The following is a 24,640-nucleotide window of genomic DNA, read 5'->3' as shown; positions in this document are numbered from 1 at the left end:
ATAGTCGTGAGGGGAGACGAAAGGAATGGACATACATGTTAGAAAAATTACGAGCATATTATCGAGATGCTCTTGTTGAATATGGACAAGTGAATGAACGACATGCGTACGAGTGGTTTTCTACAGAACATGGTGAGCTTTTCGGTATCAAAAAAGAAATGCTCACACAAAAAGAACGTGCGCTATTAGCCACATTGTTTACACCGTATGAAGCAGTGACTACTTGGATGAACAAACAACAACAAGCATGGTATCGCTTTTTAATTCATGGTGCGGAACATGCTTTTGAACAATTACCTCCCTCGACACATACACGATTTATTTACTTTTACATACAAAAAGGAACAGTTGACACACGTGATTTTACGGAAGCGATCCAGTCGCTTTTCCCTTACGATGTGACGATTATTTCAGAAACAGAACAACAATGGATCGTGATTGAACAACAAGAAGAAAGCGTTGCCTCTACCCTTCACGAATGGATCGACACGCTATGCAGTGATTTTTACATTCAATTGCGAGCATATATTGGACAAAAATGCCTCCATTCCGTTGAACTTGCCCGTATATTCGCAGCGGAAAAACGATATTTTCACGTCGGGCTGAAACACAATCCCGCTCAACGTGTTTACTGTATTGAAGACGTCTTTCCTCTTTTGCTTATTAGCGGTGAGGAGATGACATATGCGACGATGTTTTTACAGGCGGTAAAACAAGAGCACGACATGTTGAAAACAATAAAGACGTTTTTTGAATGCAATTTAAACGTTTCGCTCGCAGCGAAAAAACTTCATATGCACCGCAATAGTTTGCAATATCGTATCGATAAGTTTATCGAAAAAACAAGTATTGATATCAAACAGTTTAAAGGGGCACTAACCGTATATTTAGCGATTTTGCTTCACGAACACCATTAGGCACATTGCCCGAAAACGTTTTCTTTTTTTGTGCACGTTGTCCATTTACGCTTCGTTCGTTTTTCTATATGCTTAAATCAAATGAAATCGATTGCATAAGGAGGCATACATATGGCTGAGCTTCGTTTAGAACATGTGTATAAAATTTATGACAACAACGTCACAGCTGTAAAAGACTTTAACTTACACATTCAAGATAAAGAATTTATCGTATTCGTCGGTCCGTCCGGTTGCGGAAAATCAACAACGCTTCGGATGATTGCGGGACTTGAGGAAATTTCAAAAGGTGATTTTTACATCGATGGAAAACGGATGAACGATGTAGCACCAAAAGATCGTGACATCGCGATGGTATTCCAAAACTATGCGCTTTATCCGCATATGAGCGTATATGACAACATGGCGTTTGGATTAAAATTACGCAAGTTCCCAAAAGATGAAATCGATCGCCGCGTTCGCGAAGCTGCACGCATTCTCGGTCTTGAGCAATATTTAGACCGCAAGCCGAAAGCGTTATCTGGCGGTCAGCGCCAACGCGTGGCATTAGGACGTGCGATTGTACGTGATGCGAAAGTATTTTTAATGGACGAACCTCTCTCTAACTTAGATGCAAAATTGCGTGTACAAATGCGCGCAGAAATCGCAAAACTTCATCAACGTTTAGGCACAACGACTATTTATGTCACACACGACCAAACAGAAGCGATGACGATGGCGACGCGCCTTGTCGTTATGAAAGATGGCGTCATTCAACAAGTCGGTACACCAAAAGAAGTGTATGAAAAGCCGGAAAATATTTTCGTCGGCGGATTTATCGGCTCACCAGCGATGAACTTCTTGCGTGGCGTCCTACAAGACGGCGTATTCGTGATCGGCGACGTAAAAATTGCCGTGCCAGAAGGAAAAATGAAAGTGCTTCGTGAGCAAGGTTACGTTGGCAAAGAAGTCATTTTAGGTATTCGTCCAGAAGACTTCCACGATGAGCCTGTATTTCTTGAAGCATCACAAAACACAAAAGTAAGCGCTCATGTCGAAGTCGCAGAATTGCTTGGCGCAGAAATTATGGTATATTCACAAATTAGCGGCCAAGAGTTCGTTGCACGCGTTGATGCGCGCACAGACGTCAAAGCAGGGCAAACAATTGACCTTGCGTTAGATATGAATAAAGCACATTTCTTCGATGTCAACACAGAGTTGCGCATCCGTTCGAGCAATGAAAAATAATCGATAAGCCCGTTCGTTTGAGCGGGCTTTTACTCTTGAATGAATTGAACGATATCGTCATCACAATGCGAGCAATGAAACAAATGAACACAAACGTGCCGCTTTCTCGTATCGGCATATCCATCAACCATCTTCATCGTATCCGTATCCATATACGGACTGTAGTCATCAAAATAATCTGTTAATTTCCCTTCGTCTTTTAATTTTTCCCCACATTGATCACAATAAAAAACGATTGTCCGTAAACCGTTGCATAACGGACAAATATGCATGCTCATCCCTCGCTTTATTATTTTCCATTATCTTTCCCACTTCACAAAAAATTACCACATAAAAAAAAGAATAATAACATGTTTTTTCCCCAAAATAGTAGTACAAGCAAGCAAACATCAGTCGATGGGTTAAGCCAAGTTTGGCAGCGTGAAAAACATCACGCGTTGCTGGTGCAAATCCAGCTAACCCAACCATAAAAAATGTAACGAGGAGATGATTGAACATGGCAAACACAAATCAATTATTAGTATACGGTGCACAACAAGCAATTGATCAAATGAAATACGAAATCGCTCAAGAATTTGGTGTAAACCTTGGACCAGATGCAACATCACGCGCAAACGGTTCAGTTGGTGGCGAAATTACAAAACGTCTTGTTGCAATGGCGCAACAACAATTAGGCGGATCTTACACAACTAAATAACATGGCTGAAAACCCCCAAGCGAAAATCGCTTGGGGGTTTTACTGAATACGTCGCAAAAATTGTTGCGTCCGCTCGTGTTTCGGATGTGTAAATAGTTGCTCCGGATGACCACGCTCAATAATCATTCCTTCGTCAAAAAAGATGACTTCATCAGCCACTTCACGAGCAAAGCGCATTTCATGGGTCACAACGACCATCGTCATCCCTTCATTCGCTAAATCTTTCATCACTTTTAACACTTCACCGACAAGTTCTGGATCTAATGCCGACGTCGGTTCATCAAATAATAATACTTTCGGTTCCATCGCAAGTGCTCGCGCAATACCGACACGTTGTTGTTGCCCTCCTGATAGTTGGAACGGATACATATGCATTTGATCTTTTAACCCGACTTTCGTAAGCAATTGCTCCGCTCTTTCTTTTGCTTCATGTTTGTTTATTCGTTTAACTATCATTGGCCCTTCCATCACATTCTCAAGCGCTGTCATGTGCGGAAATAAGTTATACGCTTGGAATACCATTCCCGTCAAGCGACGAAAGTTGATGATTTCTTTTTTCGATGGCTTGTTTGCAAACTGAAGTTGTTTCCCATCAATCGTTACGGTTCCTTCATCAGCCATTTCCAATACGTTTAAACAACGTAATAACGTCGTTTTCCCTGACCCCGATGGACCGATAATGACAACAACTTCTCCTTTTTTTACGGTTAAATGTACACCTTTCAACACTTCACGATCTCCAAACGTTTTACGCAACCCTTCAACAATTAACATCGTAGCTCTCCTTATCCGTTTATCGAACAACGTAGCGACTTAAACGACTTTCAATGTTCCCTTGAATAATTGAAAGGAAAAAACAAATAATCCAATAAATAAGCGCCGCTTCAGTATAAAGTAGCAAAAATTCATAATTTGTTGCTGCAATTTCTTGTGCTTTCCGAAACATTTCTGAAACAAGAATGAGCGAAGCTAGGGACGTATCTTTTACTAAGCTAATAAACGTATTTGATAACGGTGGAACGGACACGCGTGCAGCTTGTGGTAAAATGATGCGCCGCAACGTTTGTACATCGTCCATCCCAAGCGAATAAGCGGCTTCCCATTGCCCCTTTGGAATAGATAAAATCGCAGCTCGAATAATTTCCGATGCATACGCCCCTACATTTAATGAAAAACCAATGATCGCAGCAGGCAACGGATCAATTATTATTCCGATCGTCGGCAAGCCATAAAAAATAATAAACAATTGCACAAGAAGCGGGGTACCGCGAATTGCAGACACATACGCCCGCGCCATCCACTGCAACGCTTTTATGCTTGATAAGCGAGCTAAAGCCGTTAACAATGCAATGACTAATCCGATGATAAACGTGATTGTGGCTAACGGAATGGTATATAACAAAGCTCCCTTCGCCAATGGGAGAAGGGAACTTTCAGCAATATTCATTAATCTTTCTAACCGTTCTGGATCCATCAACATATTATTTAGATACATCTTCACCAAACCACTTTTCTGAAATTTTCGCGTACGTGCCGTCTTCCATCATCTCTTTTAACGCTTTGTTTACTGCTTCGACAAGCGTGTCGCTTCCCTTGCGGAACATAAGACCGCTTTGAGAAGCATCATCATGTGTCGCGACAATTTGAATTGGCGCGTCTGGTTTTTGTTTTAGAAAATCAAGTACAGATAATTTGTCGTTAATTGTTGCATCCACTCGTTTAGAGCTTAACAATTCAATCGCTTGGTTAAATCCTTCGACTCCAACAACCTCCGCTCCGTACGAACGAGCTAAATCGGCATAGTTGCTCGTCATCGATTGCGCTGCTTTTTTTCCTTTTAGGTCGTCAAACGATTTCAATTGTTGATTTTCTTTATGAACGACAAGAACAGCTGCTGACGTAATATACGGATTAGAGAAATCATATTTTTCTTGACGATCTGGACGAATACCGACTTGGTTTGCAATCATATCAAAACGTTTCGCATCTAAGCCAGCAAACATCGCATCCCATTGCGTTTCAACAAACACAGGTTTCACTCCGAGACGCTTCGCTACTTCTTTAGCAATTTCTACATCAAATCCTGTTAACTCACCTGTTTCATCGTGAAACGTGAATGGTGGATACGTGCCTTCCGTTCCAATTTTTAATTCTCCCTTTTCTTTTATTTGAGCAAATAAATCATTTTCTTTTTCATTTTGACTGCAACCTGTAAGCAATGCCCCAAACATAAATAGCGCGATCAACAATAGCCACTTTTTCATTATACTAACCCCCATTATTCTTATCGGTTTTTATGCTTATTCATCGTAATAAAAGTTGAAGAAGATGTCAATAAAAAAAGGAGCAAAACGCCCCTTCCTTTTTATACATTTTCTACAATTGGCTCGCGAATACGAACAAGTACTTTACGAATGCGCCGATTTTCAACTTGACGGACGGTAACTGTTAGCGTTTCGTATTCAAACGACTCCCCAACGGTCGGAATGCGTTCAAACATTTCAAACACCCAACCACCAAGCGTGTGGGACGAGCTTTCTAACTCATCAATCCCTAAAATATGACAAAACTCATCTAGTGGCAATTCAGCATTAAATTCGTACTCATAATCATTAATTTTTTGAAACGTTTTTACCGCCTCATCATGTTCATCCCATATTTCGCCGACAATTTGTTCCAAAATGTCTTCTAACGTAATGAGTCCGGACGTACCGCCAAACTCGTCGATAACGATCGCCATATGCACTTTACTTTTTTGCAATTCCGGCAACAAAGTGGAAATACGCATCGACTCCACGACAAATAGCGGCGTGCGCAACAATTGGCGCACGTTTACTTCTTTTCCTTGTACGAGTTGACTGAAAAAGTCGCTTTCCGATAAAATTCCGATGACGTTATCAATGTCTCCTTCATATACAGGAACGCGCGAATATCGTTCGCGTAAAAAAATGTCGCGAATTTCTTCAACTGGTTGATTCACTTCTACTGCAACCATATCGATACGTGGCGTGAAAATTTCGCCAACTAAAATGTCGTTAAAATCGAGCGAACGATGAACAAGTTCTTTCTCTTTATTATCGATTACTCCTTCTTCTTCACTTAAGTTCACCATCACTTTAATTTCTTCTTCTGTCACAGAAGGTACATCTGCTCGCTGACCAACAAGTTTCGATACAACTTTTTTCAACATGACAAGTAGCGCTGTAACGGGAGTAAACAGTTGGATTAACATATACAGCACGTCGGAAATAAGAAGCGAAAACGACTCGGCATGTTCTTTCGCCAATGACTTTGGCAACACTTCCCCGAAAATTAAAATTAAAATCGTCATACCAACCGTGCTAATGACAAGTCCTGTGCTGCCACCAAACAAATCGGTTGCCACTTTAGCTGAGATGGATGCTGCGGCAATGTTCACGATATTGTTCCCGACTAAAATAGTAGAGAGCGCTTGATCGAAGTTTTCTGCAATATATAGTGCTTTTTTACTGCCGCGTCGTTTTTCATCCACATAATTTTTCAGACGAATTTTATTGACGCTCGAAAACGCTGTTTCTGAAGCTGAAAAAAAGGCAGACAATAAAATTAAAGTGATAAGTAAAAACATTAAACTCAGAGGTAAATCTCCCAACGAACATTCACACTCCTAATAAAAAATAGTGGTCATCATTAATATATATACGTCAATCATACCAAATTTAACTGAAAAAGAAAACGACTGCACATATGCGCAGTCACTCTTACGACTCGATTAGCGTTGTACCGATAAAAAATGTTAAAAGCAACACGTACGTAATATTTAGCGTAATTGAAAGTTCTTCCACTCGTTCTTCCCCTCCATGAATATATTCCCCATTTTCATTTTAACAATGGTGAGAACGAATGTGTTTGTCAATGATGTGAACATTTTTATTCCTGAAACGCCCAATGGTTTGTCGGTCCATGCCCACCGCCAATTTGAAGCGTTTGTTCAATCGCTTTTTGAATAAATCGTTTGGCTATGTCAACAGCTTCGTATGCCGTTTTTCCTTTTGCAAGTTGCGCAGTTATGGCTGCAGCGAACGTACATCCTGTACCGTGCGTATGTTTCGTATAGATCTTTTGACTCGCCCATTCGTAAAATTGTTCTCCGTCGTATAACAAGTCGACAAGTTCATCCCCTTTTCCATGTCCTCCTTTCATGACAACGTATTGAACACCCATATCGTGAAGTTTTTTAGCAGCTTCTTTTCGTTGTTCCAATGTTTCAATGCGCATATTTGTCAACACTTCCGCTTCTGGAATGTTCGGTGTTAATACGTAAGCAAGCGGCAACATATGACGTTGTAGCGCTTTTACCGCTTCTTGTTTTAACAATGGAGCCCCACCTTTTGCAATCATCACCGGATCGACAACGACACGAACCCAGCCATACTGTTTTATTTTACGAGCAACTAGCTCAATAATTTCTTCATTAAATAACATCCCCGTCTTCACCGCATCTGGCGGCAAGTCAACTGCAATCGAGTCGATTTGTTTTTCGATCGCTTCGATTGGAAGGGGGTACACTCCTTGTACACCGAGCGTATTTTGCGCCGTTACAGCTGTGATGGCTGACATGCCAAACACGTGTAATTGATGAAATGTTTTCAAATCGGCTTGAATGCCTGCTCCGCCTCCACTATCGGAACCGGCAATCGTCAATGCTTTATATACCATTCTTTCACCCCAAATATTGATAATATAGTCTCTTCGCTTCCTGAATATCATTTGTCCCATGAATGAATACACGCCCATCGGAAAAGACGACAAAACGATAAGGATGAATGGTAAACGCAAGTAAATATTCATTTTGTTCAATGCGAATGCCTTGTTTTTGTAAAAAAGAAATAAGTGTTGCCCATTCACGCTCCCCTCGTTGCGCAGGGCGAATTTGTACCGTCTCACGCCCACACAATACCGCAAATTTCGTTTCATTTTCATATTGGAGAGCTGGATATATTCGTTTTTTACCACACGACGAACAATCGTCTTTTTTTAACTTGTGCACATCGATCATCCGATATTGTCCGTGCCATACATCAAACGAAACGAGCTTGCGGTTTATACGTTTATCACCTACTAAAATTTTTAATGCTTCAGCCGTTTGATGTGCAACAACCATATGAACGACAGGGCTAATGATTCCGGCTGTATCACACGTGGCAGCACCAAGTGGCACATCTTCGAGCAAGCAACGTAAACATGGCGTTTCATTTGGGATAATCACATAACTTAATCCATAACTACCTACACACGCCCCATAAACCCACGGCACACTATACTTTTGAGAGACGTCGTTGATGATCATACGTACATCAAAATTATCAGTACTATCAATGATCACATCGGGGCGATGACGCCCAACAATATGTTCAATCAATCGGGCGTCCGCATCCGCGACAATCGGTTCAACAACGACATCGCTATTGATCGCTCGTAAATGAACAGAAGCCGCAATCGCTTTCGGCAATCGTTTCACCGCATCTTCTTCCGTATATAACTGTTGTCGCTGTAAATTGCTCCACTCAACATAATCGCGGTCAACAATCGTTATTTTTCCAACACCTGCACGAACAAGCGTCTCTGCATTTGCCGCTCCAAGCGCCCCAGCACCAATAAGGAGCACATGTTTTTCACGAATGGATCGCTGCCCTCTTTCTCCGATTGGCGCAAACAATTGTTGGCGTGAATAACGATCCATTAGACGATGCTCATCCCTTCGCTCGGGCTACTCGCTGTAGCATATTTCTTTTTTGGAATGCGCCCTGCTTCATATCCAAGTCTCCCTGCCTCAATCGCAAGCTTCATCGCCTTCGCCATTTTTACCGGATCTTTCGCAGAAGCAACAGCTGTATTTAGCAATACTCCATCCGCCCCTAATTCCATTGCCAATGCCGCATCGGCTGGACCGCCAATGCCCGCATCAATAATAACCGGAACAGTTGCTTGTTCAATAATGAATTGGAGGTTTAATGGATTGATAATTCCTTGTCCTGATCCGATCGGTGAGGCGCCGGGCATGATCGCATGGCAACCGAGTTGTTGCAGTCGCTTCGCTAGCACAACATCATCTGACGTGTACGGCAAAACGATAAATCCTTCTTCTAATAACATTTCTGTCGCTTTTAACGTCTCGACAGGATCAGGCAACAACGTTTGATCGCACCCAATCACTTCTACTTTCACCATATCACAAAGCCCAGAAGCTTTCGCTAAACGGGCGATACGCACCGCTTCCTCTGCTGTTTTTGCTCCTGCCGTATTCGGTAGCAGTTTATATTTCGTTACATCTATTTTTTCTAAAAAATTCGGTTGATCGGGTGCGAAAATGTTCATCCGTCTTACCGCAAACGTTAAAATTTCTGCCCCCGACGCTTCAACCGCTTCTTTTTGAATGTCGATATTTGGATATTTCCCTGTACCAAGCAATAAGCGAGATTGAAATGTATACGGACCGATTTGTAACATATTATCCTCCCCCTACAAAGTGAACAATTTCAATGCGATCACCATCAGCAATCTGTTTATGTTCATAGTTCTTTTTCGGAATAATCTCCATATTGATTTCAACGATTGCGATTTTTTCATGAATATGAAAATGATGCAACAATTGAGCAACTGTACGAATGTGAGCTGGCAAGTCCATCATTTCACCATTAATGATGCAACGCATGCCCCTCCCCCTTTCTTGTTGGCGAAAACGGTGTCATATCAAATGGCACTTCTTTTCCTTCAAGCATATCGCTCACACATCGACCTGTAATCGCACTTAATAAAATGCCGTTGCGATAATGTCCTGTTACAATAAACACGTTCTCATATTGTGGATGCGCTCCGATATAAGGCATGCCATCTTCTGTTTGCGGCCGAATGCCTGCCCACGCTTTTTCAAATGTGGAATGAGCGATAGCCGGAACGATTTGCATTGCGCGTGTTAACAATTGATGCACGCTACATGTTTGAACGTTTTTCGTAAATGAATGTGCAATCGCACTAGCTCCGATGACAAGTCGATTATTCGCTTTCGGCACGATGTAGCAGCCGTTTTTCGCAAATACAGTAGCTTGTAAAAGAGGGGTTTCTGTCATCACCGAAACACATTCTCCTTTGACCGGATACATATGTAGCGATAACCGCAACTTTTCAGCTAACATTGGCGTCCATGCCCCGCACGCAATAATGATACGCTTTGCATATAGCGAACCACTCGTTGTTTTTACCCCTACAACACGTTCTTGTTCAACAATAAAATCGTACGCTTCCGTATACGGTAAAAACTTTGTCCCTTTTGCCATCGCTGCCCGAGCGAAAGCAAGCGAAAGCTGTTTAGCATCCACTTGTTGATCGATCGTATACATCGCACCGTACTCATTTTGTACGTGCGGTTCAATTTGCGCCACTTCATCAGCCGTTAACCAACGGACGTGTGTTGATTGAATACGCCTCCAAAATTCATAATGTTCCGTTAATTTTTCGTACTCTTCCATCGTTGTTGCCAGTTTTAACATTCCTGTTTCATTCCAATGGACGACTATATGCGTTAACTCATACAATTCAGCGAGGACGTCTGGAAATATCGCTTGACTCTTTAAAGCAAGCGGAATGAGAGGATGATCTGTCGCAAACTCAGAGTGCGCACCGAGCATTCCGGCTGCGGCCGATGATGCTTCTTGTGCGAGCGCACCACGTTCAATAACGACAACTGACGCTCCTCTTTTCGTTAACTCAAAAGCGATGCTGCTGCCAATAATGCCTCCCCCAATAATTAAAACGTCCATGTATTCGCCCCCATTTGTTTCCGATATAGTTGAACCATATACAGCGGATCATCCGCGTCAAATACAGTAGACATCACCGCAATCCCTTTTGCCCCCGCCATGAACACATCACGAACATGAGAAGGTTTAATGCCTCCAATAGCAACGACAGGAATGCATATGTAACTCGCCAACTGCTGCAACGATGAAAGCCCGCGCGGCTTCAAGCCTTCTTTACAATTCGTTTCGTATATATGTCCGAAAACGACGTAGTCCGCTCCTTCGTCTTCCGCTTGTTTTGCTTCTTCCAACGTATGAACGGATCGGCCGACACGCAAAAATGGAAACTTCTCTTTTATTCGTTTAGGCGCCAAACTATGATGAGCGAGCTGAACGCCGCCAACGCCATAAACGACTGCGACGTCCACTCGATCATTGACGATAATTTTTTGTGCTGGAACGTCTGCTTGAAGCAGTTTTTCCACAATCATGCTAATTTCTTTCGCTGAGCGATGCTTTTCACGAATATGAATGTAATCAACATATGAATGGACGAGCGATGAAATATGAACAAACGTATCCATCGACTGATTGCCTGTTGAGATGAGATGGAACTCTTTCATACTTACCGCACATCCTTTATCGCCACGTATGGGAACACGTCCGCAACGTAATATCCAGCTGCAACGATAACGCATATGACGATAAGTAAATAAATGTCATATTTCCCCATCGTCACTTCATAATAAAACGTCCGTGTTCGTTCATTTGTAAATCCTTTTGCTTCCATCGCCACCGCAATGCGCTGAGCGCGGCGAATACTTTGTGATAAAAGCGGGATCGCATATCGTTTCACCAATTCAAGTTTGCCACGAAACCCTTTCGCTTTGGCAGCCCGTCGCACCTTTAGCGCTTGATGAACCGTTTGAAATTCTTCTAACATGATCGGCAATAAACGAATAGCTGCTAAAAAACTATACGCATATTTCGGTTTCACTTTCGCTTGTTGCATAAGCGAGTAAAATAAAAGCACCGGCTTTGTCGTGAGCGCAAACATTAATCCGAAAATCGCAAACAAAAGCGTACGAAAGCCGAGGTGAACGCCGCGGTAAAAACTTTCTTCGGTAATATGAATCAGCCCCCAATGAAACCACGTCGTCTCCCCTTTTCCAAACAAAATCATCGACGACGACGTAGAAATGAAAATGAACAAAAACGGAGCAAAAAATAAAAGCATATGCTTCATCCGATAACCGCTAAACAACATAAATAAGGCGGTAAATCCGATCGTCCAGTTGATGAGTACGTTCGGATTATGGACAAAAACAATCACAACAAACATCGGCAAAAAGAAAAGCAATTTCGCTGTCGGATTCGTTTGATGCAACCATGTTTCGCGATGGTCAATGCCCCATCTCATCCTATTTCACCTCGTACAAGCATTCGCGGTGCAATCATTTCATCAGCGACAATCTTTCCGCTTTCAATGACCCATCGTCTTGTCGCGAATTCAGACACGATACGTTCATCGTGTGTTACCATGACAATTGCCTTTCCTTGTTGTCGATACGCTTCAAGCCATTCGAGCAGCGCAAACGTATTTTTTGCATCTTGTCCGAACGTCGGTTCATCAAGAAGCAATAGGCGATGTTGCTCCGTCACCGACGCAGCAACACTTAGTCGTCGCTTTTGCCCGATCGACAATTGGTATGGATGTAAATGCCGTTGCGCGCTTAAATGAAACCGTTCGAGCAGTTGCTCCACTTCCTTGGCTATTTCATGCTCTGGACGTTTTTCAAGACGGAAAGAGTACGCTAACTCATCATCTACACGATTTGTAACAAATTGAAACTCGGGGTTTTGGAACACAAAAGCAATGTTGTCATATAACAATTCTTCATGTTTGACAAGCTCTCCTTGCCAATACATATCGCCTTCTGTTCGAATAAGTTTCATTAAGCTTTGCAACAACGTACTTTTCCCTGCACCGTTTTCCCCTGTAACCGCAATCCATTCACCCGCATGAATCACTAACTCGTCGACCGCTATTTTTTCTTCTTTTTGTCGAAAGCCGCGAAGCGACTGTACATGTAAAAGAACATCCCCATGTGCATACGGTTGTTGCGCTGTTTTTGGCTTTTTATACGTTTCCCACACGTCTGGATGCCAAATCCCTTGTTCTGTAATAAACGAACGATACGTTGAAAAAATTTCATTCGTTCCGCCGTCAGCGATGATCTCACCATATTCGTTAAATAAAATGATGCGCTCGACAAAATTAACAATGTGATCAATTTTATGTTCAACAATGACAACGGTTCGATCCTCCGCCACTTCTTTTAACGTTTCCCACACCGCTTTTGTTCCTTCTTCATCAAGAAGTGCTGTCGGTTCGTCTAAACATAACACATCAGGTTCAAGCGCTAAAACTGACGCAATCGCTAACCGCTGTTTCATTCCTCCAGATAATGTTTGAATCGGTACATGAACGTGCGGAAGACGAAGGCGCACAAGGCGAAGCATGTGCGCTATTTTTTCTTCCATCTCTGCACGTGGCACACCGAGATTTTCGAGAACAAAAGCCATTTCTTCATCAACATACGGCATACAAAACTGGGCATCGGGATCTTGAAACACATAGCCTACACGATTTGGAATGTGCAGTTTACTCGCTTTCATCGGCACATCGATCGAGCGCGGAATAATGCCCGCCATCACTTGCAAAAGCGTGGATTTTCCGCATCCCGATGGGCCTAAAAGCAACACTTTTTCTCCTTTTTTAATCGAAAGCGATACATCGGTAAATAACCGCTTTTCTGCCCCCGGGAATTTTAAGCGCAATTGTTCGATATGGATCAATGATGTCACCTTCTATTTATCAAGCGAGTCGTAATCTTCTTTTGTCGTCGGACGCAACAATTGCGTCACACCTGTCGCTTCGAGCGCTTTCACAAGCGAATAAGCAAATACGCCAGCAATGATGATCGCTCCAATGAAACGCGCACCGATAAATAACGTTAAATTCCACCATGCTAATTGGTCGATATATCCTTTGTAAAAATCAAGCACTAATGAAGCGATCGTTGAACCAACCGCTGCAAGCGACACAACCGCCACATCAAAACGTTTATAGCGGAAAGCAGCGAAAACAAGCTCGGCGAGCAACCCTTGCACAAAGCCGTAAAATAGCACCTCAAGCCCCCATTCAGAACCAGCTAAAAACTCTCCTGATGCCGCAGCCACTTCCGCAAGTAGCGCCACTCCTGGTTTACGAATTAATAAATAGGCAACAGTTGCCGCAATGAACCACATGCCATAAATGAGTTGATCAAGATGAAGTCCAAGCGGTTTTACCGCATAGTAAAGCGGTCCCCACACTTTATACACAATCCCAAACACAATCGCCACCACAACGGTCGTTAATACGTCTGTTAATTTAAGCCCTTTCGTTTGCATAAACATCCTCCTCTTCAATTGGCCAACGTTCTAATTTGTACGCCATGTCCCAAAATAAATATTCATATTGACTGCTGATCACAAAGTGTTGCTTCATCCGCTCTAACTCTTTTTCGCTAGCTGTTTTTGCGATGTCGTTTAAACGCGCAATTTGTTGTTCGACAAGCTGTTTGAACCAGTCAGAGCCGTACGCTTCAATCCATTGTGCATAAATTGGATGATTCGGCTTACAATGTTTTAACCGCTCACCAATTTCGTAATACAACCAATAGCACGGTAAAATGGCAGCTAATACATCGCCAAAACGTCCTGCAAACGACGCGCGATACATGTGGGACGTGTACGCATACGCAGTTGGAGCAGGAACAAACGACGCCTTTTCTTCTTCTGTAATGCCGAGCTCTTTCATAAACGTTTCATGTAAACGAAGCTCAGCTTCATACGTACTTTGCGCATGATGCGCCATGCTTGCGGTCGTTTGTAAATCATCAGCCATCGCCCCGCCAAGCGCTTGCACTTTTGCAAAGTGTGTCAAATAATATGAATCTTGTAATACATAATAACGAAAACAACGTAAATCAAGTGTTCCTTCCCCGAGCTCCTTCACGAACGGATGATGAAAGCTCGCTTCCCAAATCGGATCGACAGCTTTGCGCAACTGCTCTGAAAACAACATAACCTCTCCCCCTTAAGAAAAATAAAAAACCACTTTCTTTGCGCAAAGAAAGTGGTTGTAAACGATGGAAATTAATAAAAGACACACTTCGCACCGTTTCCACTTCCCTACGCTGGTATGATCCAGATCAGGTTCTAAGGGTCTCAAAGGCACACTTTGATCTCAGCCTATCTAAAGGCCCCCCTAGTGGAATCATTTGCATCATTCACTTTGTCACTAATATTAGCATATTTCATGGAATTGTCAAATATTTTTCTCCACCATTTGCGCGCATCGTGTTCTTCCTGTATGCTAAAGTAGCGAATATATAGTCAGGAGTGGGATGTATGGCAAATGTATTTTTAAAACGAAAAAGAAAAAAACGGCTCGAGCTTGGACATCCGTGGGTGTTTCAAAGCGAAGTCGATTATATTGAAGGAGATTTTGAACCGGGGGATTTCGTCAACGTATATAACCATCAACGTCACTTTTTAGCGAAAGGATATATTAATCCAAAATCACAAATGATCGTGCGCGTGTTAACGCAAAATCCAAACGACGAATTAAACGCGCAATTTTTTATGAACCGTATTCGTCAAGCATGGGCGTATCGCGAACGGATGATTCCGGGCGTTCGTTCATGTCGCGCCGTTTATGGAGAAGCTGATTTTTTACCTGGGCTCATCGTTGATAAGTACGAAGATGTGCTCGTTGTGCAAATTTTATCGCTCGGCATGGAAAAAAGAAAAGAATGGATTTTACAAGCGCTTCTTGACGTTTTTCAACCGAAAGCGATTTATTTGCGCAACGACGTTCACGTGCGCGAATTAGAAGGATTAAAACAAGAAAAAGGATTTTGGTACGGCACGTGCGATACGAACGTACAAATTGAAGAAAACGGCGTGAAATACATTGTCGATATCGAAAACGGACAAAAAACAGGATTTTTCTTCGATCAACGTCAAAATCGTGCTGCCATCAAACCGCTGATTACAAGCGAATCAACCGTGCTCGATTGTTTTACGCATACAGGTTCATTTATGTTAAACGCCTGCTTATACGGAGCAAAACATGTGACCGCTGTCGATATTTCTGAACATGCGATTGAAACAGCAAAGCGAAACGCAGAGTTAAACGGATTTACAAATGTGGATTTCGTCGTTGCGAACGCGTTTGACTACTTACGCGAATGCGTACAACAGGGGAAAAAATGGGATGTCGTCATTATTGACCCACCAGCGTTTGCAAAATCCGCTCATGCGGTGCCAAAGGCGCTTGCCGGCTACAAAGATATTAATTTAAACGGCTTAAAGTTAGTGAAAGACGGCGGCTTTTTCGTGACGGCAAGTTGTTCGTATCATGTGCATCCAGATATGTTTCAAGCGATGGTTACAGAAGCAGCGTTTGATGCGAAGAAAATTTTACGTCAAATTCATTGGAGCGGTGCAGGATACGACCATCCAAAACTACTTGCCGCCGATGAAGGCAATTATTTGAAATTTGCCATTTACGAAGTACATTCACGTAAGTAACAGGTTGGCTCATGCCAACCTGTTTAAAAATGGACAAAATGATTGTGCACACATGACACAAAAACAGGGTATACTATAATTGAAAACGCTTTCTAAAGAGGTGATGACAATGGCATTAAAAACAATTTGTCCAAAATGCTTCGGAAAAAAGAAAATGAAAATTTGTTTATCGCTTTATAAAACATGCTCACTATGCAACGGGACAGGGAAAATTCAACAAACACCAACGAAACGAATTAGTTAAAAAGCACTTCGCACAAATCGTTCATGCGAAGTGCTTTTCGTTTATGCGACCGCTTTTCGTTGTTTTTTTTTCGCTTGCGCCCGCAAAATTTTTGCGGATAAATAAATACCCGTCCCTGTTAAAATAATAATTGAAATGGCAGCGGCATCGATGATAAGGCGGTTCCAAAGACCAAGTTTGCCAACATGAATAGCACGCACAAATGAGGCAAATTTATTGACTTCTTTTTTCACAACTGTACCGTCTGGCGCAATCGTCACTAACGTCCCGTCTTTATCGTTCAACCGTACCATATACATCCCATGATTCATCACGACACCAACTTCATCCATGGAAAACGCACCGGATTCACTCGCTTTTTTTACTGCATCGATCATATTTAACTGCGCATGTCCACCTCCATCACCATGCGCATGTTCATGGCTACCATGCGAATGTCCACCCATGCCCATTAACCAACGCTCAGTCAACAACAATCCTGTCACCGCTTCCAAAAGTAAAAAAACCGAACAAATGAGTCCAATCCATAAATGCAAATTGCGCGTTTTTTTCATCTGTCTTCCTCCAACTTCACTTATGTTTTACACATGTAAATGTAAAATACGAATTTGCGAGAAGTTTGAAAAGTACGTGAAAAAAATGTGAAAATCCCCTTTTCCATGTCGGAAAAGGGGATTTTCATTATTTCACCAAATATACACGCGCTTCATACGGACGCAATGTAAAGCGTGTCGCATGTTTATGCGGTTTTACATCGTAGTTTGCTAACACCAATTGCTCGCTATTTAATTTCAATGAATCGTAACGATACATTGTTTTTCGGTCTGTTAAGTTCACGATGACGATCGCTTTTTCATCACCTAACGTGCGCGTATATGCGTAAATTGCTTTATGGTTTTCTAATATTAAATCGTATGTTCCGTAAACAAATACGTCATGTTGTTTACGGAGTTGAATCATGCGTTTGTAAAAGTTTAACACAGAGTTCGGGTCGTGCAACTGTTTTTTGACATTAATTTGTTTATAATTTTCATTCACACCAATCCAAGGTGTTCCTGTTGTAAATCCGGCGTTTTCATCATCAGACCATTGCATCGGCGTGCGTGAATTGTCACGACCGTTTTTCCAAATCCATTGCATCACTTCTTCATGAGAACGCCCTTTAGCACGTTCAATACGATAATAATTTTTGATGGCGACATCATCATATTCATCAATCGTTTCAAATCGGACGTTCGTCATGCCAATTTCTTGCCCTTGATAAATAAACGGCGTTCCTTGCATAAGGAAATATAATGCCCCTAATGCTTTGGCACTTTCAACAAGATATTGTTCGTCATTTCCCCACGTCGACACCGAACGCGGTTGGTCATGGTTTTCAAGGAATAGTGCGTTCCAGCCAACACCTTCTAATCCTTTTTGCCATTTCGTTAATACACGTTTTAATTTCCGAACATCGACACCGCCATCTGTTCCTTTTTGCCAAAGTCCAAGATGCTCAAACTGAAAAATCATATTAAAAATGCCGTTTTCTTCACCGACCCAATCTTCTGCCTCCTCGACCGTTACTCCGTTCGCTTCTCCAACTGTCATAATGTCATAACGCGCAAACGTTTGCATTTTCAACTCACGAAGATAGTCCATAATCCCTTCTTGATTCATATGTCCGTCAAATGAAGGGACATAGTCAAGCCCTTTTGGATTCGGTAAATCAGGGAGACCTTCTTTTTTCTTAATGTGTGAAATCGCATCAACACGAAACCCATCAATGCCTTTATCGAGCCACCAATTAATCATGTCATATAACGCACGACGAACATCTTCATTTTCCCAATTTAAATCCGGTTGCTTCGTTGCAAACACATGCAAATAATATTGATCCGTCGCCTCGTCATATTCCCAAGCAGAACCGCCAAAAATGCTTTCCCAATTGTTCGGTTCTTTGCCGTTTTTTCCATCGCGCCAAATGTACCAATCACGTTTAGGATTATCCCGTGATGAGCGCGATTCAATAAACCAAGGATGTTCATCACTCGTATGGTTAATGACGAGATCTAAAATAACTTTCATGTCACGCTTATGAATTTCTTCAAGCAATTGATCGAAATCTTCCATCGTCCCGAACTGCTCCATAATGTCTTGATAATCACTAATATCATAGCCATTGTCAGCATTCGGTGATTTATAAATCGGACAAATCCATATGACATCGATTCCAAGGTCTTTTAAATAGTCAAGCTTTTGGATAATCCCCTGTAAATCACCGATGCCGTCCCCGTTTGAATCCATAAAGCTTCTTGGATATATTTGATATGCAATCGCTTCTTTCCACCAAGCTCTTTTCACGCCAAATCCTCCTCAATCCATTCAGCATAAATCGCTTTCAATATTGTTTACTCTTTCATGTTAATATACAAACAGCTTTGTTGAAAGAGGAAGTTGCACTTTTTCATAAAAAATTTCGTTTTTATTGTGCAAACGGTTTAACTGCGAACAAAAATAAGCAACGATTCATCATCGTTGCCTATTTTATACTTATATTTTTATTCCATTTCATTCACTTTATTCGTTCGATTGGAAATCGTAATGCGACCAATAAACATTGCAAAAATAAAGCCGATGCCAACGAAAATCAGTCCATACAAAAATACATCGCTTAACGCATCAACAAGCGTTTGTTTTAATACAGGCACAAACATTTGTTGCATTTGTTCAGGAATTTTTTTCAACGTATCCGGATTTAAAATGACGGAATATACGCTTTGCGGGTTCGATTCAACAAGTTGCTTAAATGAATCTGTCATCGCTTGCGCTTGCGCTGGCAATTGTTCTAACAACGGAAGAAACTTCGCTTCTAATAAATCTTTCGAACGATGATTCATAATCGCCCCTAACAACGTCGCCCCAAATGTTCCTCCAATTTGCCGGAAAAACTGGCTCGATGATGTTACAATGCCGAGCTGCGACTTCGGAAATACTTCTTGCAACGCGAGCGTAATAACTGGGTTGACGAATCCTAGCCCAAAACCGAGCGTCGCCATAAATGACATCGCTGTCCATTTATTCGTATCGACATCCATCGTTGACAATAAGAAAAAGCCAAGCGCCACAAGCACCATCCCAACAATCACTTGCGGGCGAACACCAATTTTTTGTACAAGTCGTCCACCGATCATACTTGCGATAATAAGCGCAAACATCATCGGAAACATCATCGTTCCTGATTCTGATGGGCTCATGCCAATAATGCCTTGCATAAAGAGCGGTACAAACATAATCGCTCCAAACATGCCGACAGACATAAAAAACCCGACGCTATTAAGCACAACAAACGTTTTATTTTTTAATAAATGAATCGGCATAATCGGCTCTTCTGCTTTTCGCTCTACAAATACAAATAAACTAAAGAAAACGACCGAGCTAGCTAGTAAAGAAATAATTTGCCACGATAGCCAATCGTATTTATCGCCACCGAACGTTAAGGCAAGCAACAACGAAACAACGGCTACAACCATCGTAAACATGCCTGCCAAATCAAGCTTTACTCGTTCAGCGACGCGATGATTATGCAAACCGAGCGAAATGAGAACAATGGCTAATATACCAACAGGAAGATTAATGTAAAATACCCAACGCCAATTTAACGAATCCACAATCCATCCACCAACTTGCGGACCGAGAATAGACGCTAATCCAAATACGCCACCAAATACACCTTGCCATTTCGCCCGCTCTGCTCCCGTAAATAAATCACCAATGACGATCATCGCCATCGGCATCATAATACCTCCACCAATGCCTTGAATGGCTCGGAAAATAATAAGCTGATTCATTGTGTCCGCCATGCCACATAGCGCTGAGCCGATAATAAAAATTGCTAACCCTGTAACATAAATCGACTTTCGTCCAAATAAATCAGCGAGTTTCCCTGCAATCGGAACGATCGTTGTCGATGTGAGCATATATGCTGTTGTCAGCCAAGCCATCATACTCAACCCACCAAGTTCGCCAACAATGCGTGGCAACGCTGTCCCAACAATCGTGCCATCTAACGCCCCAAACAACATCGCAACAAGAAGCCCCGTAATTAAAATACCTCGTTTTTGTTGTATATTCGCAATACTTGTTTGTATCGCTGCTTGTTCTTTCATACGTCTCACTTCTCCTCTTTTTCGTTTATCGCAGCAATTTTTTCGATAATATAGACGAACTGTTCAAGCTCATCAAATTGTAATTGGCTTAAATAACGCTCAATAATTTTTCTTCGCTCCGCTCGTGCATGCTGAAGCATTTCTTTCCCCTTTTCAGACAATTGCACATACACGACACGCCGGTCCTCTTCATCTCGATCACGCAATACAAACCCACTTTTATATAAGCGATCGATCATCGTAGTAATGGCGCTCGGTTTAACAAACATTTCGTCCGCCAATTCACTTACTGTACATTTCCCACGCTTCGACAACAAGTTTAAAATAAAAAACTGCGGTTTCGTTAAGCCGATTTCCTTCTTAGCTAAGTCAGCTGCCAATTTGCGAAGGGCTAACGAAAACGCATGCTCTAATCGCTCAACAAGCGCGGTGAACTGCGTCTGCTCCATACACACCCCACCTTTTTAACGATATAAATATTTAACATAGTTAAATATAAATGAAAGAAAATATAAAGTCAATCAATGATTCCTGACGTATCAAATGATGCACTCGCTCATACATTGTCATAAGGAGGGAGCGCGATGAAACGAGATGAACAAAAAGCATTAGAAAAAGCAATTGCGGAAATTACGGAAATTGCTGAAGGGTTTGGGCTTGATTTTTATGAAATGCGCTATGAAATTTGCCCAGCTGATATTATTTACACGTTCGGAGCGTACGGCATGCCGACACGCTTTTCGCATTGGAGTTTTGGGAAACAATTTCATAAAATGAAACTTCATTATGATCTCGGATTAAGTAAAATTTACGAGCTTGTCATTAACTCCGATCCGTGCTATGCCTTTTTATTAAACACAAACACCCTTATTCAAAATAAATTAATTGTCGCACACGTCCTTGCCCATAGCGACTTTTTTAAAAACAACGTTCGCTTTAGCAACACAAAACGAGACATGGTCGAAAGCATGGCGGCAACAGCCGAACGAATTAAACATTACGAACATGAATATGGGAAACAAGAAGTTGAAAAATTTTTAGATGCTGTTTTAGCTATTCAAGAACATATTGATCCTTCACTTCTTCGTCCAAAGCTAGCGTGGACGTTAGCGGATACAGAAGTATACGAAGAAGATGATGAAGCACCGAAACCGTCCCCATATGACGATTTATGGTCGCTTGATGAAAAAAGGAAAACACCATCGAATCGAAAAAAAAGAAGAAAATTTCCTCCTCAACCAGAAAAAGATTTGTTGCTTTTTATTGAGGAATATAGCCGCGAGCTTGATGAATGGCAACGCGACATTTTAACGATGATGCGTGAAGAGATGCTTTATTTTTGGCCTCAACTTGAAACGAAAATTATGAATGAGGGCTGGGCAACGTATTGGCATCAACGCATTTTACGCGAAATGGATTTAACGAGTGATGAAGCGATCGAATTTGCCAAATTAAATGCAGGTGTTGTCCAACCTTCTCGCACCAGCATTAATCCATATTACTTAGGATTAAAAATTTTTGAAGATATTGAAAAACGGTGGGACAATCCGACGGAAGAAATGAAAAAGCTCGGAGTCAAACCAGGTTCAGGGCGTGCAAAAATATTTGAAGTACGTGAATTGGAATCCGATATTTCCTTTTTGCGCAACTATTTAACGAAAGAACTCGTTATGCGTGAAGATATGTATTTATTCCAAAAACAAGGAAAAGACTATAAAATTGTTGATAAACATTGGGAACATGTGCGCGATCAGCTTGTGAACATGCGCGTCAACGGTGGCTTTCCATACATTACAGTCAATGACGGGGACTATATGCGCAATGGGGAGCTATATTTAAAACATTCGTACGAAGGCATTGAACTAGACGTCAAATATTTAGAAAAAGTGCTTCCGTACATTTATCAACTTTGGGGCCGAGCGGTTCATATGGAAACGATCATTGAAAACAAACCGACGCTATTCACATACGACGGAAGAAACGTACAAAGAAAATATATATAAGCTACTGAGCACATCAGTAGCTTTTTTATTGAAACTTTTTTCTGTTTTTTCCGTACATACATATAAATAACAAGAAAGGTGGGTTTATATGGGTAAGCGCTCTATTACAGGCATCGTCATCGGGGCGATTGCTGGCATTTTTCTTCTTGTTGCTGCACTAACATCATGGTACACCGTCGATGAGTCAGAACAAGCCATTATTTTAACATTTGGAAAAATCGACGAAGAAGTGACGACACCTGGACTACATTTTAAACTTCCTTGGCCGATTCAAACGGTCGAAACGTTGTCGCGAGAAACGTTTAGTTTACAGTTTGGCTACAAAGAAGAAAACGGAAAAGTTGTCGCTACAAACCAAGGCGATACAAAAATGATTACAGGCGATGAAAATATTGTTCTTGCCGATATGGTTGTTCAATGGAAAATTACTGATCCTGCAAAATTTCTTTATCGCTCATACGAACCGGAACAAATTTTATATAATGCGACGTCTGCTTCTTTGCGTAGCGTCATCGGCAGTTCAAAAATTGATGACGCGTTAACGTCAGGTAAAGCAAAAATTGAAGCGGATGTGCGCGAATCGCTCACCGCATTAATGAAAAAATATGATATCGGTATTTCCATTTTAGCTGTGAAATTACAGGACGTTGACTTACCGAACGACGAAGTGCGCAAAGCATTTACAAATGTCACAGATGCGCGCGAAACAATGAACACAAAAATTAACGAAGCGAATAAATATCGCAACAAACGAACGAAAGAAGCCGAAGGGGAAAAAGACGCTCTCATTTCCCAAGCGGAAGCTGACAAAGTAGCACGCATTGAAAAAGCGTATGGAGATGTCGCTAAATTTAATGCCTTATACGAAGAATATAAAAACGCAAAAGACATTACAAAACAGCGGTTAATGATTGAAACGCTTGAACAAGTCTTACCGTACACGCGCATTTACATTATGAATGACGATGGCAATACGTTAAAATATTTACCAATCCAACCGATCGAAAAACAAACGACAGAGAAAAAGAAAGAGCAAGGGAGTGGTAACGAATGACAAACTTCCAAGATGATCAAAACGTCATTCACTTTAAAGATAAACTACCAACAAAATGGTTTCGTTTCATCATCGGAGGAGGCATTGGACTTGTTTTACTCGTTATCGCTTTAACAAACGTCTACATTGTTCATGAAAATGAATATAAAGTCGTACGCCAATTTGGTGAAATTGTTCGCATTGATCAAACGCCAGGATTACGCTTTAAAATTCCTTTTATTCAAAGCGTAACATCGTTGCCAAAAGCCCAAATTTTTTATGACGTCGCCGAAGCAGAAATTAATACAAAAGATAAAAAGCGTATTCTCGTCAATCATTATGCCATTTGGGAAATTACAAATCCAAAAGAGATGATTCAAAACGCGCGTACGTTAGAAAATGCAGAATCGAAAATGGATGAATTTATTTTCTCCATTGTCCGCACCGAGCTTGGACGGTTAAATTACGATGAAATTATTAACGACGAAAAATCATCACGCGGTAGTTTAAATGACGAAGTAACAGCGAAAGTAAACGACTTACTACAAAAAGACAGCTACGGCATTCGCGTTGTAGATGTGCGCTTAAAACGTATTGACTTACCGGAAGAAAACGAACAGTCTGTTTACAAACGTATGATTTCCGAGCGCGAATCAAAAGCACAAGAATATTTATCAATGGGGGATGCCCAAAAACAACGTATTATCGCGCAAACAGACCGCGAAGTGAAAGAAATGCTCGCTAAAGCGCAAGCAGATGCGGAGCGCATTCGCGCAGCAGGTGAACAAGAAGCAGCACGCATTTATAACGAAACATTCGCAAAAGATCCTGAATTTTACTCATTTTACCGTACGCTCGAATCGTATAAGACAACGATCGGCGAAGATACGGTTGTCATTTTACCAGCCAACTCACCGTATGCGAAATGGCTATTGGGACAAACGCGCTGA

The 24,640-nt window shown here is 41.6% G+C and carries 27 protein-coding genes and 1 riboswitch; of the genes, 8 read left to right on the top strand and 19 right to left on the bottom strand.

Annotated elements, in window-relative coordinates:
* Window positions 1-35: 35 nt before the first annotated feature.
* Window positions 36-917 carry a PucR family transcriptional regulator gene (locus LD028_RS11220; RefSeq protein WP_237811856.1) on the top strand — a complete coding sequence of 294 codons (882 nt, stop codon included), beginning with the start codon at window positions 36-38 and terminating at the stop codon, window positions 915-917.
* Between the two features lie 111 nt (window positions 918-1,028).
* Window positions 1,029-2,141, top strand: a complete 1,113-nt coding sequence (locus LD028_RS11215; RefSeq protein ID WP_077427820.1) for an ABC transporter ATP-binding protein — start codon at window positions 1,029-1,031, stop codon at window positions 2,139-2,141.
* Window positions 2,142-2,170: 29 nt separating this feature from the next.
* Here the strand turns inward: LD028_RS11215 and LD028_RS11210 are convergent, their stop codons facing one another.
* Window positions 2,171-2,413, bottom strand: coding sequence for a hypothetical protein (locus LD028_RS11210; RefSeq protein ID WP_006319108.1), 243 nt, complete (start codon window positions 2,411-2,413; stop codon window positions 2,171-2,173).
* A 224-nt stretch (window positions 2,414-2,637) separates the two neighbouring features.
* Between LD028_RS11210 and LD028_RS11205 the strand changes: the two genes are divergently transcribed.
* On the top strand, window positions 2,638-2,838 hold the full coding sequence (locus LD028_RS11205) for an alpha/beta-type small acid-soluble spore protein (protein ID WP_003395655.1): 201 nt from the start codon (window positions 2,638-2,640) through the stop codon (window positions 2,836-2,838).
* Between the two features lie 39 nt (window positions 2,839-2,877).
* Here the strand turns inward: LD028_RS11205 and LD028_RS11200 are convergent, their stop codons facing one another.
* From LD028_RS11200 to tenA, 14 genes are all read right to left on the bottom strand, one after another.
* On the bottom strand, window positions 2,878-3,612 hold the full coding sequence (locus LD028_RS11200; RefSeq protein WP_077427824.1) for an amino acid ABC transporter ATP-binding protein: 735 nt from the start codon (window positions 3,610-3,612) through the stop codon (window positions 2,878-2,880).
* Between the two features lie 19 nt (window positions 3,613-3,631).
* Complete coding sequence (locus LD028_RS11195) at window positions 3,632-4,333, bottom strand: amino acid ABC transporter permease (protein ID WP_237811855.1); 702 nt, start codon at window positions 4,331-4,333, stop codon at window positions 3,632-3,634.
* Window positions 4,320-5,102: an amino acid ABC transporter substrate-binding protein gene (locus tag LD028_RS11190; RefSeq protein WP_237811854.1), complete on the bottom strand. Its 783-nt coding sequence runs from the start codon at window positions 5,100-5,102 to the stop codon at window positions 4,320-4,322. Before LD028_RS11190 ends, LD028_RS11195 begins: the two co-directional genes overlap by 14 nt.
* Window positions 5,103-5,203: 101 nt before the next feature.
* On the bottom strand, window positions 5,204-6,469 hold the full coding sequence (locus LD028_RS11185) for a hemolysin family protein (RefSeq protein ID WP_237811853.1): 1,266 nt from the start codon (window positions 6,467-6,469) through the stop codon (window positions 5,204-5,206).
* A 278-nt stretch (window positions 6,470-6,747) separates the two neighbouring features.
* On the bottom strand, window positions 6,748-7,536 hold the full coding sequence (gene thiD, locus LD028_RS11180) for a bifunctional hydroxymethylpyrimidine kinase/phosphomethylpyrimidine kinase (protein WP_237811852.1): 789 nt from the start codon (window positions 7,534-7,536) through the stop codon (window positions 6,748-6,750).
* Window positions 7,537-7,540: 4 nt separating this feature from the next.
* Entirely contained in the window at window positions 7,541-8,560 is a 1,020-nt protein-coding gene (locus LD028_RS11175) for a MoeB/ThiF family adenylyltransferase (RefSeq protein WP_237811851.1), read from the bottom strand.
* Window positions 8,560-9,327 carry a thiazole synthase gene (locus LD028_RS11170; RefSeq protein WP_237811850.1) on the bottom strand — a complete coding sequence of 256 codons (768 nt, stop codon included), beginning with the start codon at window positions 9,325-9,327 and terminating at the stop codon, window positions 8,560-8,562. The genes LD028_RS11175 and LD028_RS11170 overlap by 1 nt, the downstream gene beginning before the upstream one ends.
* 1 nt (window position 9,328) lies before the next feature.
* Entirely contained in the window at window positions 9,329-9,532 is a 204-nt protein-coding gene (thiS, locus tag LD028_RS11165) for a sulfur carrier protein ThiS (protein ID WP_077427838.1), read from the bottom strand.
* Complete coding sequence (thiO, locus tag LD028_RS11160; protein WP_237811849.1) at window positions 9,516-10,637, bottom strand: glycine oxidase ThiO; 1,122 nt, start codon at window positions 10,635-10,637, stop codon at window positions 9,516-9,518. The genes thiS and thiO overlap by 17 nt, the downstream gene beginning before the upstream one ends.
* Window positions 10,625-11,239, bottom strand: coding sequence for a thiazole tautomerase TenI (tenI, locus tag LD028_RS11155; RefSeq protein WP_237811848.1), 615 nt, complete (start codon window positions 11,237-11,239; stop codon window positions 10,625-10,627). The genes thiO and tenI overlap by 13 nt, the downstream gene beginning before the upstream one ends.
* 2 nt (window positions 11,240-11,241) lie before the next feature.
* A complete protein-coding gene (locus LD028_RS11150) occupies window positions 11,242-12,036 on the bottom strand; it encodes an energy-coupling factor transporter transmembrane component T family protein (RefSeq protein WP_237811847.1) in 795 nt (264 codons plus the stop codon).
* Window positions 12,033-13,484 carry an ABC transporter ATP-binding protein gene (locus tag LD028_RS11145; protein WP_237811846.1) on the bottom strand — a complete coding sequence of 484 codons (1,452 nt, stop codon included), beginning with the start codon at window positions 13,482-13,484 and terminating at the stop codon, window positions 12,033-12,035. Before LD028_RS11145 ends, LD028_RS11150 begins: the two co-directional genes overlap by 4 nt.
* Window positions 13,485-13,487: 3 nt before the next feature.
* Entirely contained in the window at window positions 13,488-14,078 is a 591-nt protein-coding gene (locus LD028_RS11140; RefSeq protein ID WP_012575849.1) for an ECF transporter S component, read from the bottom strand.
* Window positions 14,053-14,748: a thiaminase II gene (gene tenA, locus LD028_RS11135; RefSeq protein ID WP_077427848.1), complete on the bottom strand. Its 696-nt coding sequence runs from the start codon at window positions 14,746-14,748 to the stop codon at window positions 14,053-14,055. The genes LD028_RS11140 and tenA overlap by 26 nt, the downstream gene beginning before the upstream one ends.
* A gap of 87 nt (window positions 14,749-14,835) precedes the next feature.
* A riboswitch (TPP riboswitch) is annotated at window positions 14,836-14,943 on the bottom strand.
* 131 nt (window positions 14,944-15,074) lie between these two features.
* Between tenA and LD028_RS11130 the strand changes: the two genes are divergently transcribed.
* Together LD028_RS11130 and LD028_RS18025 are read left to right on the top strand one after the other, a co-directional pair.
* The gene (locus LD028_RS11130) at window positions 15,075-16,259 is read left to right on the top strand and encodes a class I SAM-dependent rRNA methyltransferase (protein ID WP_237811845.1); all 1,185 of its coding nucleotides are present in this window, start codon (window positions 15,075-15,077) and stop codon (window positions 16,257-16,259) included.
* Window positions 16,260-16,368: 109 nt separating this feature from the next.
* Entirely contained in the window at window positions 16,369-16,503 is a 135-nt protein-coding gene (locus tag LD028_RS18025; RefSeq protein ID WP_255350573.1) for a hypothetical protein, read from the top strand.
* Between the two features lie 41 nt (window positions 16,504-16,544).
* Here the strand turns inward: LD028_RS18025 and LD028_RS11125 are convergent, their stop codons facing one another.
* From LD028_RS11125 to LD028_RS11110, 4 genes are all read right to left on the bottom strand, one after another.
* Window positions 16,545-17,057: a PepSY domain-containing protein gene (locus tag LD028_RS11125; RefSeq protein WP_237811844.1), complete on the bottom strand. Its 513-nt coding sequence runs from the start codon at window positions 17,055-17,057 to the stop codon at window positions 16,545-16,547.
* A gap of 127 nt (window positions 17,058-17,184) precedes the next feature.
* Entirely contained in the window at window positions 17,185-18,849 is a 1,665-nt protein-coding gene (locus LD028_RS11120) for a glycoside hydrolase family 13 protein (RefSeq protein WP_237811843.1), read from the bottom strand.
* A gap of 197 nt (window positions 18,850-19,046) precedes the next feature.
* Complete coding sequence (locus LD028_RS11115; RefSeq protein WP_237811842.1) at window positions 19,047-20,654, bottom strand: MDR family MFS transporter; 1,608 nt, start codon at window positions 20,652-20,654, stop codon at window positions 19,047-19,049.
* A gap of 5 nt (window positions 20,655-20,659) precedes the next feature.
* Entirely contained in the window at window positions 20,660-21,103 is a 444-nt protein-coding gene (locus tag LD028_RS11110) for a MarR family winged helix-turn-helix transcriptional regulator (protein WP_237811841.1), read from the bottom strand.
* Between the two features lie 135 nt (window positions 21,104-21,238).
* Between LD028_RS11110 and LD028_RS11105 the strand changes: the two genes are divergently transcribed.
* From LD028_RS11105 to hflC, 3 genes are all read left to right on the top strand, one after another.
* Entirely contained in the window at window positions 21,239-22,657 is a 1,419-nt protein-coding gene (locus LD028_RS11105) for a SpoVR family protein (protein WP_006319155.1), read from the top strand.
* An 88-nt stretch (window positions 22,658-22,745) separates the two neighbouring features.
* The gene (gene hflK, locus LD028_RS11100) at window positions 22,746-23,711 is read left to right on the top strand and encodes an FtsH protease activity modulator HflK (protein WP_237811840.1); all 966 of its coding nucleotides are present in this window, start codon (window positions 22,746-22,748) and stop codon (window positions 23,709-23,711) included.
* Complete coding sequence (hflC, locus tag LD028_RS11095; protein ID WP_237811839.1) at window positions 23,708-24,640, top strand: protease modulator HflC; 933 nt, start codon at window positions 23,708-23,710, stop codon at window positions 24,638-24,640. The genes hflK and hflC overlap by 4 nt, the downstream gene beginning before the upstream one ends.

Origin of the sequence: Anoxybacillus sp. LAT27 (assembly GCF_022030075.1) — a bacterium.
Classification (GTDB): Bacteria; Bacillota; Bacilli; order Bacillales; family Anoxybacillaceae; genus Anoxybacillus; species Anoxybacillus kestanbolensis.
Note: the sequence above shows the minus strand (reverse complement) of the source record. Positions and strands in the feature narration are given on the sequence as shown.

Bases quoted from the DNA above. Each gene is read 5' to 3' on its own strand.
- LD028_RS11205 (WP_003395655.1), top strand. From the start codon at position 2,638: ATGGCAAACACAAATCAATTATTAGTATACGGTGCACAACAAGCAATT.
- LD028_RS11215 (WP_077427820.1), top strand. From the start codon at position 1,029: ATGGCTGAGCTTCGTTTAGAACATGTGTATAAAATTTATGACAACAAC.
- LD028_RS11195 (WP_237811855.1), bottom strand. From the start codon at position 4,333: ATGTATCTAAATAATATGTTGATGGATCCAGAACGGTTAGAAAGATTA.
- LD028_RS11140 (WP_012575849.1), bottom strand. From the start codon at position 14,078: ATGTTTATGCAAACGAAAGGGCTTAAATTAACAGACGTATTAACGACC.
- LD028_RS11190 (WP_237811854.1), bottom strand. From the start codon at position 5,102: ATGAAAAAGTGGCTATTGTTGATCGCGCTATTTATGTTTGGGGCATTG.
- LD028_RS11200 (WP_077427824.1), bottom strand. From the start codon at position 3,612: ATGTTAATTGTTGAAGGGTTGCGTAAAACGTTTGGAGATCGTGAAGTG.
- thiS (WP_077427838.1), bottom strand. From the start codon at position 9,532: ATGCGTTGCATCATTAATGGTGAAATGATGGACTTGCCAGCTCACATT.
- LD028_RS11220 (WP_237811856.1), top strand. From the start codon at position 36: ATGTTAGAAAAATTACGAGCATATTATCGAGATGCTCTTGTTGAATAT.
- LD028_RS18025 (WP_255350573.1), top strand. From the start codon at position 16,369: ATGGCATTAAAAACAATTTGTCCAAAATGCTTCGGAAAAAAGAAAATG.
- hflC (WP_237811839.1), top strand. From the start codon at position 23,708: ATGACAAACTTCCAAGATGATCAAAACGTCATTCACTTTAAAGATAAA.
- LD028_RS11175 (WP_237811851.1), bottom strand. From the start codon at position 8,560: ATGGATCGTTATTCACGCCAACAATTGTTTGCGCCAATCGGAGAAAGA.
- thiD (WP_237811852.1), bottom strand. From the start codon at position 7,536: ATGGTATATAAAGCATTGACGATTGCCGGTTCCGATAGTGGAGGCGGA.
- LD028_RS11110 (WP_237811841.1), bottom strand. From the start codon at position 21,103: ATGGAGCAGACGCAGTTCACCGCGCTTGTTGAGCGATTAGAGCATGCG.
- tenA (WP_077427848.1), bottom strand. From the start codon at position 14,748: ATGTTGTTTTCAGAGCAGTTGCGCAAAGCTGTCGATCCGATTTGGGAA.
- LD028_RS11210 (WP_006319108.1), bottom strand. From the start codon at position 2,413: ATGCATATTTGTCCGTTATGCAACGGTTTACGGACAATCGTTTTTTAT.
- LD028_RS11105 (WP_006319155.1), top strand. From the start codon at position 21,239: ATGAAACGAGATGAACAAAAAGCATTAGAAAAAGCAATTGCGGAAATT.
- LD028_RS11150 (WP_237811847.1), bottom strand. From the start codon at position 12,036: ATGAGATGGGGCATTGACCATCGCGAAACATGGTTGCATCAAACGAAT.
- thiO (WP_237811849.1), bottom strand. From the start codon at position 10,637: ATGGACGTTTTAATTATTGGGGGAGGCATTATTGGCAGCAGCATCGCT.
- LD028_RS11125 (WP_237811844.1), bottom strand. From the start codon at position 17,057: ATGAAAAAAACGCGCAATTTGCATTTATGGATTGGACTCATTTGTTCG.
- hflK (WP_237811840.1), top strand. From the start codon at position 22,746: ATGGGTAAGCGCTCTATTACAGGCATCGTCATCGGGGCGATTGCTGGC.
- LD028_RS11115 (WP_237811842.1), bottom strand. From the start codon at position 20,654: ATGAAAGAACAAGCAGCGATACAAACAAGTATTGCGAATATACAACAA.
- tenI (WP_237811848.1), bottom strand. From the start codon at position 11,239: ATGAAAGAGTTCCATCTCATCTCAACAGGCAATCAGTCGATGGATACG.
- LD028_RS11170 (WP_237811850.1), bottom strand. From the start codon at position 9,327: ATGTTACAAATCGGTCCGTATACATTTCAATCTCGCTTATTGCTTGGT.
- LD028_RS11130 (WP_237811845.1), top strand. From the start codon at position 15,075: ATGGCAAATGTATTTTTAAAACGAAAAAGAAAAAAACGGCTCGAGCTT.